A 19,592-nucleotide genomic window follows, 5' to 3' on the forward strand; every position below is an offset into this window, starting at 1 on the left:
TTTATTCTCCTTTAGAGCTATTTTGTGCTTTCTTAATCGCCGCATTCACGGCTTCCTTTAAAGCATTAGTAGTGGTAGACGCTCCTGAAACTGCATCAACATCGGTAGAATTATTGCTTACCATTTCTTGGGGTATACGGTCAATGGCTACAGCTCCAATTCCTTCCGTTTCATGATTTTCCAGGACTTCGATTTTTTTAATTTTATTATCAAAATAAGTAACGCGAACCAAAATCCTGCCGCCAATACCTGCTTCAGAAGATCCTAGAAACTGATTTTGTCCCAGCTCAATTTGATCGTCCTTTTCTCCATCCAAAAGATCATTAATTCGCGGTAATTTCTCCGTTAAATTAATCGAATCCTCAATTGGCTCTAACTTGGCAGCATTTTCTCCAGCAATTTTGCCAAAAATCAAGCATTCAGCTAAGTTGCCACCGCCCTGATAACAATTGACGCACATTCCGCCAAGCTCACCAGCTGTGTATAGGCGTTTGATTGGTTGATCGTTGACATCAAGTACACGGGCAAACTCATCATGTTCTGGTCCACCTTGGGTATTAAGCACTGCGGGAGCCAATTTAACTGCATGGACGTCATCTTTTAAATCGAAACTGGTCATTGACTCAGGTGCACGACCAAATTCCAGATCCTTGCCGTTAGTGGCAAACTCGTTAAATTGCGAAACAGTATTTTCCAGATTTGCGGCTGGTACATTCATTTTTTGGGCTAATTGAGTCAGTGAACTGGCACTAACAACCTTGTCAAAGAATTTACCATACTTGAGCTTTCCTTGTTTCTGTTCTAAAACAAACTTTTGATATTGCTGATTATCAAAGACTAGCCACGCATTGTCGTAAGCGTGAGGCAATAAATAGTCCCCGTGTTCAGCGATATGACCATGCCTGAATTTGGCATCTTCGCGCATAAAGCGGGTACCATCGTCTGCTACTACAAAAATCGCACCTGATTTGACATTTTGCCAACCGCTAACTTGCCGACCACGCTCATTTTCACCTTCAGCAATTACATAACTAGGAACGATGCCTAATGACTCATAATTGCTCATGTGCCACATTTTTGCTCCAACTTCTGCTGTCATTTTAATCCCGTCACCCTTATTATAGAGAGTGCCCAGCGGGGTTAATTTAGTGACGTGCAGGTAATCCTGCTGCATCTGCTTATTATTTTCAAAGCCACCTGTAGCAACAATTACTCCTTTGCGAGCATGAATATAATATTGTTTCTTGTTACGATTAATAACTACTCCAGCTATTTCACCAGTTGCTTCATCCTGCAATAAATGCTCTGCTTTAGAATTAAGCCAAACATCAATGTTGGCAGCATTTGTGACTACTTGAGCACGAATTACTTTCCATAGTTCAGCATCAAAGTCTTGGTTATGAACCAGAGCAAAATCAAAGGTGTCAGAGCCGCGATATTCAGGATACTCACATAAATTCTTTTTCTTTGCCAAATGGTCACCTGGTTGATTATCACGTGACCAGATAAAAGGATCAATACCAAAATACTTTTTAAAATATTGCGGCATATTAACAAAACCATCAAGATAAGCAGCCATTGTTTTCTGATCAAAATTATACGGCGCTGCCAGCTGCTCATAATATTCAGCAATCTTCTTTCTATCATGTGCCATAGCGACATGCTGTGCTGAATAACGGGTGTTACCACCCTCATGACCATAAGGAGCAGCGTCAACTAATAAGACTTGAGCACCATTTTCTGCCGCAAAACGAGCTGCCGTGCCTCCGGCTCCACCGAAACCTAAAACGACTACATCATACACACCATTCCACTTAGTTTTTTCGTTGATTTTCATTTTTGCACTTCTTTACTGCTTTTCAGCGTTCTCAATTGCTTGGTTGACCGCTTCTTTAAAAGCAGCACTAGTTGTACTTGCGCCACTGACCGCATCAACCTCTGTAGTTTGTTTTTCAATCATTTCATTAGTTAGAACGGGAATTGCTTTGCCTCCCAAATAAGGCGTTTCTTTTTCTTGCAGTGTTTCAATTTGAGAAATCTTATCACCTGACATCGTGACGCGTACCACAATTGGGACATCATTAATGCCATTTTCACTAATTCCGATTCCCTGATTAGGTCCAGCTTCAAAATCAGTTGAAGAAGCATGGGCGTCAGATTTTAGATCAGGGTTTTCTGAAGCACCTGTAACTACATCAACTTCAGCCATTTTTCTTTTTGGCCACGCAGCATTTTCTCCGGCAATTTTGCCAGAAATTAACAAATCAGCAATACTGTTTGCACCAACATATTTGGTAGCAAAAATATCTCCTAATTCACCGGCTTCATATAAATGAGGAATAACATTATTCTCCATGTCCAAAACTTCGCAATTTTCATTACGACGAGCGCCACCATGTGTATGCAGAATGTTGTGGCAAATTGGGATAGCATAATATGGACCTGCGCCAAAAGCACGCATTGTTTCAATTTTACGATTTAAAAACATATCGCGCTTTTTTTCATTGACTAAAAAGTTAAAATCACTGACAGCTTCGGCCAATTTTGGTGCGGCAATCTTATCAGCCAATTCGGCAATACTTTCTGCTTTGATTGCGTAGGTAATCAGGCTCTTAATTTGTTCAGCCTTATCGGAATCATCATTAGCTAGTTGCTCAAATTGCCTTTGGTCCATGATGATATGTGGATGATTTTGATTAGGCTGCATAATCCAGTTGCCGTGGTTATATTTGTAACCATGACGGTCTTCTTCGTCTTCACGGTAATACCGGGTGCCATCATCGCCAGCAACGAAAATACTCCCATTAAACAAGCTCTTCCAGTTGATCATGTAAGCAAATTTTTCTCTTGGCTGCCCTTCTCTTAAAGAAAAACCATGTGAATCATAGTTAGACATGTGCCACAGTCTGGCACCAGCTTCAACTGCCAAATCGATTCCTTTACCTTGATTATACAAAGTACCAATTGGAGCTAAAGAACCTTGACCTAAAAATGTTTGCACCATATCTGGGTTATTTTCAAAGCCACCACATGATAGAACTACACCATTTCTGGCAGCTACATTTCTATTTATACCTTGATGTTTTATTTGCACACCTAAAATGGTTTTAGTGTTGGGGTCCTGAATTAAATGTTGTGCGGGACTTTCAAACCAAACATCAATTTTATCTAAGCGCTCGTATACCTTTTTACGTAATAATTTCCAGAATCCGCCATTATACATACCGGTCGTCATGCTTTGTGAGCGCATAGTATCTGCATGCTTGTATTCTGGATATTCTCCTTTAGGCCTTCTGCCGGTGTATTGTGCTTCAATGCCAAAATATTTTTGGGAATATTCCTTCATCTTTAAAACATTATTGACAAAAGCATCTAAATCTTTGGGATCATACTTAAAAGGATAATAAGTTTGCTTGTAATATTCACGCAGATCACTGAAATTATCGCTCCAAGCAAAAGCACCACCAGCATACCTGGTATTGCCACCTTCATGACCTTCGGGAGCTGAATCAATGAGCAGAACGTGCGCTTTGTTATCTGCTGCAAATCTTGCTGCACCAGCACCGGCTCCACCGAATCCGACTACAATTACGTCGTAAACGGCGTCCCATTTGAGAGATGAATCATAAATCAAATTTTTCACCATCACTTTCTTATAAACTATTCTTAACCTAAATATATCTTGACCAACTTTTTAAGTCTAATTAAATTTTTAAGAAAAATAATTTAGTTTCATAATACAAAAATCTATTACAGCAACTTGTTGTTGTACATTAAAGTTAAATTTAATATAATTTAATTAGATATATTTATAAATTTTATTTATTTAGGAAGTACCCATGAATGAAAAAGACTTATTATATTTTTGTAAATTAGTTGAAACAGGAAACTATACCACTACGGCCGCATTTTTTGACGTTACCCAGCCCACCATTTCCATGGCAGTGAAGCGGCTGGCAGATAAGTTCGATGATCCACTAATAGTGCAAAAAAATCGTAAAAGTAAAATAACTTTGACCGATGCTGGCGACTTACTTTATAAAAGAGCAAAAATACTATTGCAAGATATCGCCAGCATTAATTATGATGTGATGCATGCCAGTGATAAAAAAATTCGGCTTGCCTTTTCTGGAGAAGCCGGTAGCCTTTACATCGCCGATATTATTCAAAAATTTTATCAAGCAAATATTGCCAATCTAATTGAATCTAGAATTGAAAGATCGGCTAACGCCTTTTCTGATTTAACCGACGGCACCGTTGATGTAGCAATATATTCGTGGATGGTTCCTATTAACGATCCCGAATATTTTATTCATAACTTGCAAAGAACCGAACTGGTCATTATTACCAGTACAAGCGATAAGTGGCGGGATGTCCACCAAATTAGTGCAGCAGACCTGCGCAACCGCAAATTTGTCGCCCGCAAAAGAGGCTATTTAACTAGAGAATGCCTTGAGCAGGAAGCAAAATTGGGCGATTTTACGCCACAAATTTCATACACTGCTACTACAATGAGAATGATGATTGAATTAGTTAAACGCAATGTAGGAATTGCTCTTGCTATGGAAAGCAGCTTAAAAGAGGTTTCCGATATACATGTCATTCGATTAAAGCCGGGGCAAAAATTGTGGGCATACATGCAGATAGCAATGAGAAAAAGCTTCATACCTAACAAATATCAGCGCAAAGGGATCGAAATACTGCGACATTTTAAACCAGATGAATATCAATAATTTTGGGCAAACAAAAAGACTCACGTCTTGTTAACGTGAGCCTTTTTCATTAGACAATTACATTGAATAATAATGCTGCAATTACCCCACCTAAAAGTGGTCCAAAGACTGGCACCCAACTATAAGCCCAATCTGAACCGCCTTTATTGGCAATTGGCATAAATTGGTGAGCAAGTCTTGGTCCTAAATCACGAGCTGGATTAATAGCGATACCAGTTGGTCCTCCCAAGGACAAACAAATCGCCGTGATCAAAAATCCTGCTAGTAACGGATTGAGACCCGCTGCTAATTTAGTATTAGTTAATCCGAGCAAACCGAAAACCAAAACAAATGTAGCAATCATTTCTGTAAAGAAATTCCACGTATAGTTTCTAATGGCTGGTGTAGTTGCAAAAGAACCTAGAATGCCCTCTTTATCAGTAGTTTCTTCCCAGTGAGGAAAATAGGTTAGCCAAACTAAGATACCACCGATAAAGCCTCCGGCTGTCTGTGCCAGCATATATGGCAAAACTGAAGACCAGGGCAATTTATTTGCAAGAGCCATTCCTAATGATACGGCTGGATTAAAGTGTCCCGGGCAAAGCCAACTAACACAAAATACACCGAAAGTGACAGCGAAACCCCAACCAAAAGAAATAACGATCCAGCCGCTACCTTTTGCTTTTGACTTGTTCAAATTGACACCAGCACAAACGCCATCTCCAAGCAATACTAAGATGATAGTTCCGATGAACTCTCCCACTACTTGCATTGTTAAGCTATTATTCATTTTTTAAATCTCCTACTTCGATTATTAGGTTAATAAACCTAAAATAATGTCTAGTAGCAAATTACTCCCAAACAAAATATATTATAAAATCTAGCGTGTGTAAACCCTTTCTTTAAACAAAATGTTGAGTGGAATCTTTTTTAAATAATTGTTATTTAATATTCTTGCTTTTATGAAGTTTGTATTCTATTTCTTAATAATTTTTGTTATAATTTTACATTTGTTATTTTTATTGAAAGAGTTAACTTTGAAATTTGATATGCCCCAAAATTAGGACAAAGCAGCAGATTATATCTTTTTAAACCTATTTTTTTATTTTTAAGCACTCAAGTTGCTTTTCTATTTCAGTTAAATTAACTCCAGCTTCAATCAGAGTAGCTGCTGTATACGCTCCCTCGATAAAGGCCACATCATATAAGTGGATTTTTTTTGAAGTCATTTCAGTAGCTAATTCAATATTCATTTTGGCACTGCCTAAATCATAAAAAGCCAAAATTTCATCAGCTTTATTGTCCGAAAAGGCCTGCAAAACTTTATCCATACTGGTACCTATATCTTCTTCATTTGTTCCGCCAGCAGTTGTGATTGACACATCTTTTGCAACTTGATCTAAAAGTTTAGTTAATCCTGTAGTTATTGCGGAAACATGTGATACTAAAGTGATACCTAAACTCATAGTATGCCTTCAGTTTCCAGTAAAGCCTCAAAGAGATAGCCGCTAGATTGCGAACCCGGATCAATATGACCCTTTGATCTCTCTCCTAAATATGAAGCACGACCCTTTTTAGCAACTAAATCTTTAGTCGCAGCTACAGCAGAGTCAATTTTTTCTCGCGTTAAATTATGTGCTTTTACTTCAGGTACAAGCACTGACCAAACATCAACCATTGTTTTGTCTCTGGGTTCAGCACCGCCACGTTTCTTAATCCCAGTCAAAGCAGCTTCCAGTAATTCACCTATATCATCACTAGTAGCGCTTTTCTTGGCCATTTCTAAAAAAGCAGTGCCATACAGTGGGCCTGAAGCTCCACCAACCGTCGAAATTAAAGTCATAGCAATTTGCTTGAATACGTCAGTAATAGTTTCAGGTTTAGTAGAAAGTTTTTGACTAACCGCTTTCATACCGCGACTCATATTAAAGCCATGGTCACCATCACCTATAGCTGTATCAAGGTCACTTAAATATTGCTTATTTTGTTCGATTTTGGCGGAAAAATTATTTATCCAGTCAATTAAATTGTTTACAGTCAATCCCATATTATTCTTCCCTTCTTTTACCAAGCAATTGTTTCAACGGGCTGATTAAGGTACCCGAGCCATTTTTCATCAGCTATTTCAAAAATTGTGAGGGAAATACCGGCCATATCCAATGAGGTCATGTAATTACCAACTTTCATGAATGCAGGTTTAACATCAAACTCTGCCAATTTATCAAGCAAGTCATTGCTAAAAATGAATTGTTCCATTAATGGAGTTGCACCCATGCCATTAACCAATACCGCATATTTCTTGCTGTGATCTAAATGCATCTCATCATTTAATTTGCCTACCAATTCAGACACCAAGTCTTTTGCAGGCTTAATTTTTTCACGACGGTAGCCAGGCTCTGAGTGGATACCTACGCCATATTCAATTTCATCATCTTTTAAAACAAAACCAGGTTTGCCTGTTTCGGGATTGGTAGCAGCTGATAAGGCTACTGCAATTGTTTTAATATTAGGCAAAACTTTTTTGGCTGCTGCATCAATTTCGTCTAAACTTGCGCCGTTTTGAGCCATGGCGCCAAGTATCTTATGCATAAATAAAGTACCGGCTACACCACGTCTACCTTGCGTGAATGTGCTGTTTTCTACAGCAATATCGTCATCGACTACAATTGATTTTACTTTGATGTTGTCCATATCAGCCATATCTTTTGCCATATCAAAGTTCATGACGTCTCCTGAATAATTTTTAATTACTAAAAAGACACCTTGACCTTGATCGACTGCTTTGATGGCTGCGTATATTTGATCAGGTGTTGGGGATGTAAACACTTCCCCGCAAACAGCTGCACTCAACATCCCATTACCTACAAAACCAGCATGAGTAGGTTCATGGCCAGAGCCTCCCCCACTGACAATGCCTACTTTACCAGTCATCGAGTCTTTATCTGCTCTCATCACAGCTTCAGCATCTTCTATTTTAGTTATAAATTGAGGATAAGATCTCACCATACCTTTAACCATTTCTGGTACAACATTAGCAGGATCATTAATAATTTTTTTCATGTAATTAGCTCCTTAAGTAAATAAATGTAACGCTTACATAACTATTATACCAAGTAACATTTATATAAACCATTTGTGTTTCAATAAATTAAAAATTTCGTCAAAATAAAAAACTTTAGCTAGCGTCATTAAAATGCAGCTGATAGCTAAAGTCTTTGATTTTTATACTTAAGTTCTTATCTTCTTACTACTTTGTATCTATTTGATCTATCATCATTTGGTTGTTCAGCAGCATGACCGCAGGCAACAATAACACAGGTTTCAAAATTCTGCGGAAGACCTAACTTCTCTTCCAAGTTTTTAGCAGAATTGAGCACGCTTGCTGCATTCATTAGATAAACCGAACCCAAGTTGAGTTCTGCCGCCTCTACCATTATGTTTTCTGCAGCAACAGATGCGTCTCTTTCACCAAACTCATTGTTCTTTTTGACATTAATGACAAATAATAAAGGGGCATTATAGCAAGCATTATTTGTAACTTGTTCTATTTGTGATAATAATTTTTCATCCTCAACCACTGTCATCTGCATCACATCAGTTTGATGCATACCACAAGGAGATGCTTGAAAAGCATTGATCAACTTATCAATATCATTTTGAGCAACTTTTTCTGTCGTATATTTTCTGACAGCTACTCTCTTTAAAACAGGATCAGTCATTTGCATGCCTCCTAAGAAAAACAAAACCGCAATTATTTAATGACTGCTTTACCAGTCTTATGAACTAAATCAGACCATTTTAAAAACTGTGTTTCAGATATTCCTACTAGCTTTTTACCTTTGATCTTCTTTGTACTATATACAAAAACTGTTGTACCTTTTTTAACGTATGAATATTTATTTCCTTTTACCAGAAGCTTGCCTTGGCTATTATAAACTTTAGCATTGCGTTTTACCTTATAGCTGGCAACTTTAAAAAGCTTTACATTACCTGGCTTTACGTATTCTTTCTTCTTAGTTTTCTTACCATTTAATGATATTTGCAAGTAGCTCTTATTTTTAACTGTGGTAAAACCCGTAACTGAAAGAATTGTTCCTTTTTTCAGTTTTTTGTTTTTAATTCTTTTACCCTTACTGTCAAATATATAGGCATTTCTCTTTAATTTGACAGTTTTGCCTAAATATTTTATCGCATTATTTGAATTAGTTTTATTTTTCTTGGGCTTTTTGTCTGTATCTGCAGTAGCAGGTTTATTGGTATTGTCAGTTGTATTTGATTGTCCATTATTGGTTTGACTTTGGTCGTTAGTATTTGTCGTGTTCGAATCTCCCTTTGCAGTATTAGAAGTTGCAGTATTAGTCTGACTTTGATTGGTGGTTGCTGCAGGAGTATCTGCGGCGAGCACTGGCTTAGTTACACTCAATCCTAAAGTCAAAGATGCGACTCCAGCTACACTTAACAGTAGTTTTTTCTTCATGTTGACACCTCATTGTTAAAAACTTATTTATATACATTCTACTACTTTGAATAAATAATTTCTTTTACAAAATCAAAACAATTAATTTACGGCTTTGTTTTGTGATATATCATTTTCATAACTTATATTATGAGGTACATAATGTACTTTTGCTTTATACTAAGAAATAGTGAAAACATAATAATGTTGTTAAAGGAAGAAATCCATGAAAAAGTCGCAAAAAGAACCAATTGAAATACTAGTCACTATTGACCAAAACTATATCAAACCACTCGAAGTTATGATGTATTCTCTTAGGCTTAACAATATGACTGAAGAGTTTCATGTCTGGCTAATTTACGATAACATCAACCAGCACGCTCTGAATAAATTAAAAAAATTTGGAGAAAAAATAGGAATTAAAGTATCCACCTTAACTATGAATAAGAATATTAAATTTCCTGATTCATTACTCAACTTGCATGATTATCCAAAAGAAATGTATTTCAGATTACTTTCAAGTAAAATTTTGCCGCCTGATTTACATCGAATTATTTATCTTGATCCTGACATATTAGTTATTAACTCAATAGTACCCTTATGGGAACTAGATCTTGAAGGTAAAATGTTTGCAGCTTCCGTGCATGAAGGTTTAACGGACATTATGAGTTCAATCAATAATATTAGGCTAGGCACATCAACAGGCTACTTTAACTCTGGAATAATGTTAATGGACTTAGATCAGATGCGCAAAAAAATAAAAATTACAGAAATTACTCAAGCAATTGAAGAGCATCATGATACTTTGATTTTACCTGATCAAGATATCTTAAATTACTTATACGGAGAAGACATTCTAAAAATTCCAGAAACCCGCTGGAACTACGATGCTAGAGCTTTCTCTGTTTACTTAACAAGGAGCACAGGTGAAATCAATACCGAGTGGGTCATGAAAAACACCTCAATTTTACATTTTTGTGGTAAACCCAAGCCCTGGCAAAAGGAGAAACATTCCCGGTTCAAACCCCTTTACCTTAATTATCTGCAAATGGTCAACCGCTTGTTAAAACAACAAAAATTAAGCTAACATTTAGCTTTTTACTGTTGAAGGTTGCTATATGTGTGCTAAAATAATAAAAGTTGCCGAATATCAAGCGACACAATGCTTTAGGTGGATTGGTATAGAAAAAAAACAAACTATTTAATAGCATTGAATGTGTAATATTTTTTATAGAAAAGAGAAGAATTATGGCTTCAATTAACAAGTCTGAACTTACTAAAGAAGTTTCAGCAAAGACAGATCTTAAACAAAAAGATGCAGAAAAAGTTATCGATGCTTTAATCGAATCAATCAAGGATAACTTGGCTAAAGGCGAAAAAGTACAAATCATAGGTTTTGGCTCTTTTGAAGTACGTAATCGTGCAGCAAGAAAAGGTAGAAACCCACAAACTGGTAAAACTTTAACCATTCCTGCAACTAAAGTACCTGCATTCAAGCCTGGTAAAGCATTGAAGGATGCAGTTAAATAATTCTACTTTTAAATACGAAAAAACAACGAGATTCAACTCGTTGTTTTTATTTTGTTTTTAAATTTTTAACGATTTTGATGATTTAATTTGTTAGCGAAAAAGTCACCAATAACCTGAACAATAAATATTAAAATAATAACTAAAACAGTCGCAATAAGAGTAACGTCATTATTAAACCGATTATAGCCGTATGAAATTGCAGTATTACCTAATCCACCAGCTCCAATTGCACCTGCCATTGCAGTCAAACCAATTAGACTTATAACCGTTACGGTAGAAACACGAGCAAGTTCTGATCTGGCTTCGTTTAAATAAACGCTAAATATAATATCCCAGATCGTAGCTCCTAAACTCTGTGCTGCTTCAATTTTACCGTGGTCAACACTTTCAAGTGCTACTTGAACCTGTCGCGCATAAAATGGGAAACAGCCTAATGTAAGAGGAACTAAAGCCGCTTGAATGCCAATTTGGGTACCCACAATTTTTTGTGTTACTGGAGCAATGAATGCCAGTAAAATGATGAATGGAATTGCTCTAAAAATTGAAACAATTTTATCGCAAAGGTTAAACCAAAATTTATTAGGCCTGATGCCATCACTCTTTGTCAAGACTAAAACTATACCAAAAACCATTCCTAGAATACCGCCAAAAATTCCGGCCCAAAAAGTCATATACAGAGTTTGAATAATGCTGGTGCCCCAGCCAGTGTCTCCCAGCCAGCCTAATTGCACAACATTGGGAAAAACTTTGCTAAACCAACTACTCATATAGATCCCCCTTTTCGTTTAAACGAGTGACAGCAACTTCCGCTTTTCTTAAATAAGCAACCGTCTCCTGCTGTTTTGTCTTGTCTCCTTTGACTTGAACAAGTAAAGTACCAATTGGCTCATCATCAAGCAATTCAACATTGCCGTATAACATACTGGCTTCGACCCCTACTTCACGATACAAATCAACAACAATTGTTTTAGTGACATTAGCCATGCTATATACAAGTTGATAAATGGCCTCATTATCGTTGTCAAGCTTATCAATATTAAGAGATTTCAAAGTGTTGATTACTTCCAAAGAGCCACCCACGAAACTCTTGGTCAAATCATTTTTAGGATGTAGCACAACATCCCTTAAACTTCCTTTTTCAACAATTTGTCCAGACTGCATTAAGGCAACTTTATTACAAACTTTCTTAATAGCAGCCATTTCATGAGTTATCAAGACAATAGTTAAGTTAAGATCTTTTTGGAGCTTTTTGAGCAATGTCAGTATTTGGAGAGTATTTTGGGGATCAAGAGCACTGGTAGCCTCATCTGAAATCAAAATATCTGGTTCATTCGCTAAAGCTCTGGCAATAGCAACTCTTTGCTGCTGGCCCCCTGAAAGTTGTACCGGATAAAAATTTGCTTTGTCTCTTAAATCTACTAAGTCTAATAATTTTAATGATTTTTCCTTTATTTCTTTTTCTTTTAATCCAGAATGTTTCAGGGCAAAGGACACGTTGTCAACGACGCTTATTTCATTTAATAAATTAAAATTCTGAAAAATCATGCCAATTTTTCTGCGAGCTAGCTGTAAATCTTTGTTAGCTATCACCTGTTTGCCATCTTTAACAAAATCAGTTCCGTTAACTTTAATATTGCCGGCTGTCGGCTTTTGTAAAAGGTTAACTGTTCTGACTAAAGTAGACTTACCAGCCCCGGAAAAGCCCACAACGCCATATATATCACCTTTTTCTACAGTTAAACTAACATCATGAACTGCTTGCACAATTTTGCCTTTTTTATCAGGAAAATCTACACTAACGTGTTCTAAATCAATAATACCCATTACAATCTTCTCCGATCATTAAAATTTTTACTTCAATTTAATGTCCCAAGCACTTCTAGTCATATTTCCGTAATATTTCTTTTGTATCCGTTTAGTCTCAGCGGTTTGATAACATTTGACTACCGCCTGGTAGTCCTTGTTCTTTGCTTGGTCTTTCTTGGCTACAATGATATTTATCCATTGATAAGAATCTTTATTTACCGGCTCAACAAAGATTGTTTGTTTTTCACCTAAACCTGCTGGACGAGCAAAGTCATTATTAATAACTGCTGCATCGACTGAATTAATCACACGTCCACATTGATCGGCACTAATTTCTTTAACTTTGATGTTTTTAGGATTCTTCACAATATCTGCAACGGTCACAAGAGCTTTACCTTTGCGTAATGAAATTAATCCAGCATTTTTCAAAACGAGTAAAGAACGAGATTCATTACTTGCGTCATTTGGAACAGCAATTGTGGCACCTTTTGGCAGCTCGCTCAATTTATGATATTTCTTTGAATATAGCCTAATTGGATTTATATCTGTGCGTCCTATAGCTACTAATCCACCATGATTGGCTTTATTCCAAGCTTTTAGAAAAGCATAATGTTGGAAAGCATTTAGATCTATGTCTCCACTTTTTACGGCCTTATTTGGTTGATTGTAATCAGTGAAATTCTTGATTTTAATCGTAATACCATATTTTTTCTTGGCCAAGGCCGCAGCGTGATCCCAAATAACCTCTTTGGGTTTTGACTCACTAACTATACCTACAGTAACAACATGGTTCTTTTGATTGCTATCCCCTTTTTTGCCAAAGCTAAACCAAGCAATTGCAATAATTACAATGGCTGCAATTACTCCAATAATTATATTGCGACTTTTTTTAATCATTAGAAAAACCTCCCAATTTTTCAATAAAAAAAGCACTCATCCTAAACTAAGGACGAGTGCTTCGTGTTACCACCTTTAATTTGTTTATTACTCACGTAATAAACCTCAACAGCTATCTAACAATAGCTTGCAATGCTAACGGATGCAACTCCGCCACTAGCTAAATATCACTAGCAGTCATCGTTTCAAGCCCATGTTCACTACACCTTACTAACTGACTCTCACCAAACGTCAGCTCTCTTTGTTAGTAAAAATAATAGCTACTCTGCTTTTCAAGATGTATTAATTATTTAATTGTTTATTAATTTAACATCTAAAAAATCTTCTGTCAACCAAAAAATAAATTATTTTTTATTTGTTTGGTATGATTTTATTGTTTTAAAAAAATATTGTCCTACAGCAAAAGTTACAATGGCCATACCAATTACCTGCCACCAATAATTATGATTTAAGTTTTCTGCCAGTATAAAACTGCTAATCAAAGTTAATATGCAAATTATCAAAACGACGGTAGAAGCAATTACTTGTTTCATGTTACTTCTCCTTTCTCATATAAGTTAAAAATTCATAAGGATAAAGATTTAAATTGTCAGGCTGATGAAATTCCCTTTTTACTATCTTAAAATGGCTATAATTAAGTTTTGTCATTGTCACATCAGCTATAAAAGTGGCTTTTATTTCAGTTTTTTCTAAGCAATCTACCTGATTTTTCAAGGCGTCAAAGACCGAATTACCACCTATTACACAAATTTCCAGATTTTTGTGTTGATCAATCCATCTTTGTAATTCAGTGAGCGTAGATATTATTAAAACTCTTTGATCAGCAAAAAATTTATTTTTTAATTTCTGACTAGTTGTTAAAACAATATGCTTGCGACCTGGTAGAATATGAGGCAAGCTCATAAAAGTTCTTCGACCCATGACAATGGGATGTCCATAAGTTATCTTTTTAAAATGGTGTATGTCAGCAGGCAGTTTCCAAGGTAAATGTCCATCTAGACCAATTTGGTGTTTTTCATCTTCTGCCCAAACAAAAGTGATCATTAGTTCGCCTCTCTCTTAATTATAGCGCTTTATTTATTAGATTTCTTGTCTTTTGCCCAGCATTACCAATTATGCCTGGTTAACTTTCCGCAAATAAATTTAGACATGATTTTTCAAGCTAATGTTGTTATAGTTATTTAAGTATCTTAACAAATTACAGGAGGAAGTCATGTCGGAAAAAAGTCAATTTACTGAAGCAAAATATAATAAAATGAAACAAACTGAAGCTGATTTAGTGCGCGATTTACAAGCAATTGTAAAAGATCCTTCTAAGGAAGCCGATTTGAGTGATGATGTCTTTACCAAGCATCAAAACTGGCTGCGAATTATTATGCCTAATTATTCCCGCAAAATCCATTTAGGAATAGTCGATGCTTATGATAATGATACTCGCTACCAATCCTATTATGATGATAAGGCTGGCAAAGGTGCAACTAAGATATTAAGTAGAATTGTCAAAAAACATTTAGCAAAATAAAAGAAGTCTTTTACATGAAAGACTTCTTTTTTGTCAATGAAACCAGCTAACAAGCTTATCGGTAAAAGCTAGTAAATCATTAATTAAATACAAAATATATGTTAAAAATAAGGTGAGATTAGCATCCCCCTGAAACGCGGTAACTCCCCATAAAATAATTGAAAGTACTCCTTGAATAGTCCAAAAATAGTATTGCTCGCGAAAATGTAATGTGCAAAGAAGAGATCCAGTAATTCCGATCGCTCCCGCTGTTGCATCGATTAAGGGCCTAGGACTAGTAAAAATTTTTGTATCTAGCAGATAAAGTAAAACTAGCACTACGGCAAAAAAGATAATGGTAAGAAGCCACTTTGTCAGTGTCAAACCATGAATATGTTTTTCCGTATCTTTAGACCAAGACGGCAACAACAACACTGGTAAATCCAAAATAACAATATATACGCCCTGTAAAATTACATTGGCATAATTTTGGGCATAAACGGAAACAATAATGTAAATTGTAGCTGAAATCAAACCCAAAATACCGTTAATTTGTCTGGCGTTAGTAATAGCAAGAGTACAAGTGAAACCTAAAATTGCAGCAACCATTGTCAATAATGAAATTTGATCAATTGGAGACGCAACAGTAGTCCCAATAATAATACCAATCCCCAGCATTAATAAGAGATATGTTTTAAAACTCCAACCACGCATTTGGTTAATGTACCATTTTAATTTAAAAATATCAGCTTTTAGCTGAACTTTCATCCGACCTTCCTACCTTCTACTTGAATTTCAGTTAAAAAACACGTTTTTAATACTAACATAACTTTTAAGTCACTTTAAGAAATTTAACTAGAAAGTCAGATCTATGAAAATGACTGCTGTCAACTGTCCTTTTGCCTTATCTATCTTTATCCATTTTTATTATTGACCATTTAAGCAGAAAGGGCGAAATCACAGTTGTCATAATGATCGCACCAATCACAGTTGAATATGCCGCTGGCGCAAGTAGATGGTTTGTCAAACCTATCTGTGCAACCACGAGAGCCATTTCACCGCGCGAAACCATTCCGGTCCCGACTAACAAGGAACTGGAATTGCTAAACCCAGCAATTTTTGCGCCCAAGCTTGCGCCAACTAATTTTGATAAAACACCTCCAATAATCAAAACGATAAATAAAATAAAATCGTGTAATATTCCTCTAATGCTCATGTCCAAACCAATACTGACAAAGAATACGGGGATAAAACTACTGTAACCAATGACGGTAAAATTCTTTTTGAGAATTTTCTGTGCTGAAGTACGATTGAGAGCCAAACCGGCAAAAAAAGCGCCAATCACATTACTAAGTCCTACTTCTTCAGCAGCCCAAGAAGCTAATACCACAATAATCATTGCCACAAATGTTTCAGAAACAGGCAATGTCAGACGCTGACTTAAGCTAATTAACCGAGGTATGACATAAATGCTAAGAAGAACTAATAATATAAGAAAGGCTGCCTGAACAAGGAGGCTAATAATAAAGTTTTTTTCCATACTTGAACCTTGCTCAGAAACACCTGTCAGTCCACTAACAATGCTCAAAAGTAATATTGAGAGCAGATCATCTGCTACTGCAGCACCTAAAATTGTCATGCCCTCCTTTCCTTCCAGGCGTCCCATTTCTTGCAAAACGGCTACCGAAATTGAAACCGAAGTAGCTGAAAAAGTTAAGCCTAAAAATAAACTTTCAACCTGTGAAAAATTAAAGAGAATGCCTGTTATATAAGCAATAATAATTGGTACTATCATACCAAAGGCAGCTACCAACACACTAGGACGAAAAAGTTTTTTTAGTGTTTTAATATCACTGTCAAGACCTGCCAAAAACATCAAAAAAATCACACCGATGTCGGAGAACACTTTAATGATTCCGCCCGGTTGTACCAAATTAAAGATTCCCGGTCCAATAACTATCCCAGCTAGTAATTCGCCGACAACAGCTGGTAATCTTAACCTTGCACTTAATTGTCCGCCAATTAGGGTAGCTATTAATATAACAACTAGCATTCCTAAAAATTTCATTTACCTTCCAGCTTTCTACAGCAAAAAAGACCTTCAAAATTGCTCAGGCAACCCAAACCTGAGAACAATTCTTGAAAGTCTTTCACTCCAACCAAAATATTTATTTAATTTAAGAACCGATTTGATTTTTGCACAAATTAGCAACTTTTATTAGTATAACTCACAATTTTTTTAATTCAAATTTACAGAAATATAAACCAATTATTGATCGATCTTTCACTAAATAAAAAATCGTAATAAAGCTAAAGAAACTACCCCAACAATAACAATTACTAAAAGTGATTTGCTAATAACCGCTGCTATAAAAGTTGGAAATGAAGCAACAAGATATTCAAGGTTAGCTTTTGGCAATTGACCTGGTTGAGCTGTGAATAAATTGCAAAACCACATAGTAGACATTATAACTATCGGTACAAAAGATAGAAATTCAACCACTGCTTTAGGTAAAGTGAATTTTTTTAATAAAACAAAAGGAAGTATCCGCGATAGCCAAGTTGCAAGTCCACATCCGATAATAGTCAAAAACAAATAGTTAGAAGAAGACACGTTTTATTACCATCCCCAATGCACATCCAATAAGGGTTACAACAATAATAACCATACTGGGTGGCAAAATCATTGTCAAAATATAGGTCAACAACATTGTCAGTAAAATTACTATTACTTGTAACAGCTTATTTAAAGACTTATCATTGTTTACTTGCAAATATAACAAACCAATAAACATTGCCACATTTGCAAAATCAAGACCTAATTGTTTTGGATCTTTAATAAAGTTGCCAAGTATGGCACCAATCGCTGTAGCAAATACCCAAGTTTTATATGAAATCATATTTTCAGTATTGAACCAACTGAAATTCATTTTGTCATTTGTAAAATTAAGTTTATTCATTGCCAGAGCAAAGCTTTCATCAGTTAAAAGCGTGCCAATTAAAATACCTTTGCCCAGTTTATCTTTCTTAAAGTACGGTGCCACCATTGTACTCATTAAAATCATCCTTGAATTGACCATAAATGTAGTAAAAATAATTGAAGCAATCGGACTACCTGCTACTAGCATACTAACAGTGGTAAATTGTGCCGATCCAGCATAGATTATGATTGACATCATGATTACTGTAATAGTCGAAAAACCTGTTGAGCGAGCAATCACACCAAAAGCGGACGCAATTCCTAAATAGCCAAAAACTGTTGGAATTGTGTCAATAACAGCTGCACGCTTAGATAATGAACTTTCCATATTTCACTTCTTTAACTCAAAAATTAACTTACAATTAAATTCATGCATGCTTGTTTTATAGTCATAAAAATACGAACTATATCAGCTTCAGATTAAAAAACTAGTTTACTTATAACAGTAACTAGTTTTAGTCATGACTTTATTCACTTTTATTCGATTGCGTGAAATCTATTCCACGATCTTTGAATACCTTTTTAGCAACATTAATCGCGTTTAGCACTTTCGGAAATCCCACGTAAGGAATAGTTTGAATAAATGTCTCGATTACTTCCTTTGGCGTTAAACCGACATTTAAAGCGCCATTGATATGAACATTCAGTTGCGGTTCAGTGTCTCCTTGTGTCAGCAAAGTTGTAATAGTAATCATTTCCCTTTGCTTTAGATCCAGGACACCACGATCGTATACGTCACCAAATGCAAATTCAATAATGTAGCGACCTACATCTTCAGATAAACCAGCTAGTGAATCAATAACTGATTTGCCGCCCTCTTGATCAACTTTTTCTAAATTTACTAAACCTTTTTGATAACGTTCATCATTTTTCATAGTTTTTCTCCTTTTTGTTTTGTAAACTTTTTTAACGGTTTATAGAATAGTTGCTGGAGTATAGTCCATGTCAACTACTATTTCAAAATTTTTTGGTAGTGGTAAAATATGACGATGTATCATTTACCTAGCTTGAATTTTTTAGAAAGGAACTACAATGAAATATTCAATTGGTCAATTTTCGAAACTTAGTGGCTTTTCAATCGACACACTGCGTTATTATGAAAAGCAAAAATTACTTTTCCCAAATCGTGATGAAAATAATCGTCGCATTTATACTGAAAAAGACGTAGCATGGATTAGTTTCATTTCCCGCTTAAAAAAGACTGGTATGAGTATTAAAGAAATGCAAAAATACACCAAATTACGCTATGAGGGTGACCAAACTATACCTGACAGACTTGTTTTACTGTTTAAGCAGCTTGATAATTTACATGAACAGGAAAAGAAAATTGACGATAATATCAAGTTTGTAGAACAAAAAATTAAAACCTATCTCAAGACAATCGGTGATCTAAAAGAATAATATTGCTATCTAGTGTGTATACTGATTTAATTGCTTTTTCCGATATTACATCAAGCAAATACACAACAAACACGCACTTGTTCAATTTAGAAGAAAATGGCAAGTTGAAAAAATATTCAGTTAAGGTATAATGTTATTCGTTATGGAGAGTTGGCAGAGTGGTAATGCACCGGACTCGAAATCCGGCGAACCAAGTTTTTCCTTGGCGCGCAGGTTCAAATCCTGTACTCTCCTTAAATTAAGTTAAAAAGCTTGTAGTATCACCTATTACAAGCTTTTATTATGTTCTCGCACGGCATAAAAATGATA

At 35.8% G+C, this 19,592-nt stretch carries 23 protein-coding genes, 1 tRNA gene and 1 other annotated feature; of the genes, 6 read left to right on the forward strand and 18 right to left on the reverse strand.

Translation table 11 applies throughout. The features are described from left to right. Position 1: 1 nt before the first annotated feature. Positions 2-1,837 carry an FAD-binding protein gene (locus JF75_RS05460; RefSeq protein WP_046332191.1) on the reverse strand — a complete coding sequence of 612 codons (1,836 nt, stop codon included), beginning with the start codon at positions 1,835-1,837 and terminating at the stop codon, positions 2-4. A 12-nt stretch (positions 1,838-1,849) separates the two neighbouring features. Continuing rightward, positions 1,850-3,634 (reverse strand): FAD-binding protein, encoded by a 1,785-nt coding sequence (locus JF75_RS05465; RefSeq protein ID WP_046332947.1) that lies wholly within the window; start codon positions 3,632-3,634, stop codon positions 1,850-1,852. A gap of 205 nt (positions 3,635-3,839) precedes the next feature. On the opposite strand from JF75_RS05465, the gene JF75_RS05470 reads away from it, so the two are divergent. Continuing rightward, complete coding sequence (locus JF75_RS05470) at positions 3,840-4,733, forward strand: LysR family transcriptional regulator (RefSeq protein ID WP_046332192.1); 894 nt, start codon at positions 3,840-3,842, stop codon at positions 4,731-4,733. Positions 4,734-4,782: 49 nt separating this feature from the next. Here the strand turns inward: JF75_RS05470 and JF75_RS05475 are convergent, their stop codons facing one another. From JF75_RS05475 to JF75_RS05500, 6 genes are all read right to left on the reverse strand, one after another. Next, positions 4,783-5,502 carry an MIP/aquaporin family protein gene (locus JF75_RS05475; RefSeq protein ID WP_046332193.1) on the reverse strand — a complete coding sequence of 240 codons (720 nt, stop codon included), beginning with the start codon at positions 5,500-5,502 and terminating at the stop codon, positions 4,783-4,785. Between the two features lie 304 nt (positions 5,503-5,806). Then, complete coding sequence (gene dhaM, locus JF75_RS05480) at positions 5,807-6,178, reverse strand: dihydroxyacetone kinase phosphoryl donor subunit DhaM (protein WP_046332194.1); 372 nt, start codon at positions 6,176-6,178, stop codon at positions 5,807-5,809. Beyond that, positions 6,175-6,759, reverse strand: coding sequence for a dihydroxyacetone kinase subunit DhaL (dhaL, locus tag JF75_RS05485; RefSeq protein ID WP_046332195.1), 585 nt, complete (start codon positions 6,757-6,759; stop codon positions 6,175-6,177). The genes dhaM and dhaL overlap by 4 nt, the downstream gene beginning before the upstream one ends. A 17-nt stretch (positions 6,760-6,776) precedes the next feature. Next, the gene (gene dhaK / locus JF75_RS05490; protein ID WP_046332196.1) at positions 6,777-7,772 is read right to left on the reverse strand and encodes a dihydroxyacetone kinase subunit DhaK; all 996 of its coding nucleotides are present in this window, start codon (positions 7,770-7,772) and stop codon (positions 6,777-6,779) included. Positions 7,773-7,948: 176 nt separating this feature from the next. Continuing rightward, on the reverse strand, positions 7,949-8,431 hold the full coding sequence (locus JF75_RS05495; protein ID WP_046332197.1) for a nitroreductase family protein: 483 nt from the start codon (positions 8,429-8,431) through the stop codon (positions 7,949-7,951). Between the two features lie 32 nt (positions 8,432-8,463). Further along, positions 8,464-9,189, reverse strand: coding sequence for an SLAP domain-containing protein (locus JF75_RS05500; protein ID WP_046332198.1), 726 nt, complete (start codon positions 9,187-9,189; stop codon positions 8,464-8,466). A 205-nt stretch (positions 9,190-9,394) separates the two neighbouring features. On the opposite strand from JF75_RS05500, the gene JF75_RS05505 reads away from it, so the two are divergent. Further along, on the forward strand, positions 9,395-10,255 hold the full coding sequence (locus JF75_RS05505; protein WP_046332199.1) for a glycosyltransferase family 8 protein: 861 nt from the start codon (positions 9,395-9,397) through the stop codon (positions 10,253-10,255). 161 nt (positions 10,256-10,416) lie between these two features. Then, the gene (locus JF75_RS05510) at positions 10,417-10,698 is read left to right on the forward strand and encodes an HU family DNA-binding protein (protein WP_034979630.1); all 282 of its coding nucleotides are present in this window, start codon (positions 10,417-10,419) and stop codon (positions 10,696-10,698) included. A 65-nt stretch (positions 10,699-10,763) separates the two neighbouring features. Here JF75_RS05510 and JF75_RS05515 read toward each other — a convergent pair whose 3' ends face one another. The 5 genes from JF75_RS05515 to JF75_RS05535 all read right to left on the reverse strand — a co-directional run bounded on the left by JF75_RS05515 (position 10,764) and on the right by JF75_RS05535 (position 14,445). Then, positions 10,764-11,465: a methionine ABC transporter permease gene (locus JF75_RS05515; RefSeq protein ID WP_046332200.1), complete on the reverse strand. Its 702-nt coding sequence runs from the start codon at positions 11,463-11,465 to the stop codon at positions 10,764-10,766. After that, positions 11,458-12,522, reverse strand: coding sequence for a methionine ABC transporter ATP-binding protein (locus JF75_RS05520; RefSeq protein WP_046332201.1), 1,065 nt, complete (start codon positions 12,520-12,522; stop codon positions 11,458-11,460). Before JF75_RS05520 ends, JF75_RS05515 begins: the two co-directional genes overlap by 8 nt. Positions 12,523-12,549: 27 nt before the next feature. After that, positions 12,550-13,401: a MetQ/NlpA family ABC transporter substrate-binding protein gene (locus JF75_RS05525; protein ID WP_046332202.1), complete on the reverse strand. Its 852-nt coding sequence runs from the start codon at positions 13,399-13,401 to the stop codon at positions 12,550-12,552. A 45-nt stretch (positions 13,402-13,446) separates the two neighbouring features. Next, positions 13,447-13,686 (reverse strand) — a binding site (T-box leader). Positions 13,687-13,745: 59 nt separating this feature from the next. Further along, on the reverse strand, positions 13,746-13,934 hold the full coding sequence (locus JF75_RS05530; protein ID WP_046332203.1) for a hypothetical protein: 189 nt from the start codon (positions 13,932-13,934) through the stop codon (positions 13,746-13,748). 1 nt (position 13,935) lies between these two features. Continuing rightward, positions 13,936-14,445, reverse strand: a complete 510-nt coding sequence (locus tag JF75_RS05535; RefSeq protein WP_046332204.1) for a dihydrofolate reductase — start codon at positions 14,443-14,445, stop codon at positions 13,936-13,938. A gap of 169 nt (positions 14,446-14,614) precedes the next feature. On the opposite strand from JF75_RS05535, the gene JF75_RS05540 reads away from it, so the two are divergent. Further along, on the forward strand, positions 14,615-14,923 hold the full coding sequence (locus JF75_RS05540; protein ID WP_052726875.1) for a TipAS antibiotic-recognition domain-containing protein: 309 nt from the start codon (positions 14,615-14,617) through the stop codon (positions 14,921-14,923). Between the two features lie 33 nt (positions 14,924-14,956). On the opposite strand, the gene pnuC is transcribed toward JF75_RS05540, so the two are convergent. From pnuC to JF75_RS05565, 5 genes are all read right to left on the reverse strand, one after another. Then, the gene (pnuC, locus tag JF75_RS05545; RefSeq protein ID WP_046332205.1) at positions 14,957-15,670 is read right to left on the reverse strand and encodes a nicotinamide riboside transporter PnuC; all 714 of its coding nucleotides are present in this window, start codon (positions 15,668-15,670) and stop codon (positions 14,957-14,959) included. A gap of 136 nt (positions 15,671-15,806) precedes the next feature. After that, entirely contained in the window at positions 15,807-16,970 is a 1,164-nt protein-coding gene (locus tag JF75_RS05550; RefSeq protein WP_046332206.1) for a cation:proton antiporter, read from the reverse strand. 219 nt (positions 16,971-17,189) lie between these two features. Further along, complete coding sequence (locus tag JF75_RS05555; RefSeq protein ID WP_046332207.1) at positions 17,190-17,516, reverse strand: AzlD domain-containing protein; 327 nt, start codon at positions 17,514-17,516, stop codon at positions 17,190-17,192. Beyond that, complete coding sequence (locus tag JF75_RS05560; RefSeq protein WP_046332208.1) at positions 17,503-18,210, reverse strand: AzlC family ABC transporter permease; 708 nt, start codon at positions 18,208-18,210, stop codon at positions 17,503-17,505. The genes JF75_RS05555 and JF75_RS05560 overlap by 14 nt, the downstream gene beginning before the upstream one ends. 139 nt (positions 18,211-18,349) lie before the next feature. Further along, on the reverse strand, positions 18,350-18,757 hold the full coding sequence (locus JF75_RS05565) for a carboxymuconolactone decarboxylase family protein (protein WP_045928178.1): 408 nt from the start codon (positions 18,755-18,757) through the stop codon (positions 18,350-18,352). Positions 18,758-18,914: 157 nt separating this feature from the next. On the opposite strand from JF75_RS05565, the gene JF75_RS05570 reads away from it, so the two are divergent. Both JF75_RS05570 and JF75_RS05575 read left to right on the forward strand, forming a co-directional pair. After that, the gene (locus JF75_RS05570; RefSeq protein WP_034979600.1) at positions 18,915-19,283 is read left to right on the forward strand and encodes a MerR family transcriptional regulator; all 369 of its coding nucleotides are present in this window, start codon (positions 18,915-18,917) and stop codon (positions 19,281-19,283) included. 144 nt (positions 19,284-19,427) lie between these two features. Next, positions 19,428-19,517, forward strand: a tRNA-Ser gene (locus JF75_RS05575). The last annotated feature ends 75 nt before the right edge of the window (positions 19,518-19,592 follow it).

This window comes from Lactobacillus kimbladii (genome assembly GCF_000970755.1).
Taxonomy (GTDB): domain Bacteria; phylum Bacillota; class Bacilli; order Lactobacillales; family Lactobacillaceae; genus Lactobacillus; species Lactobacillus kimbladii.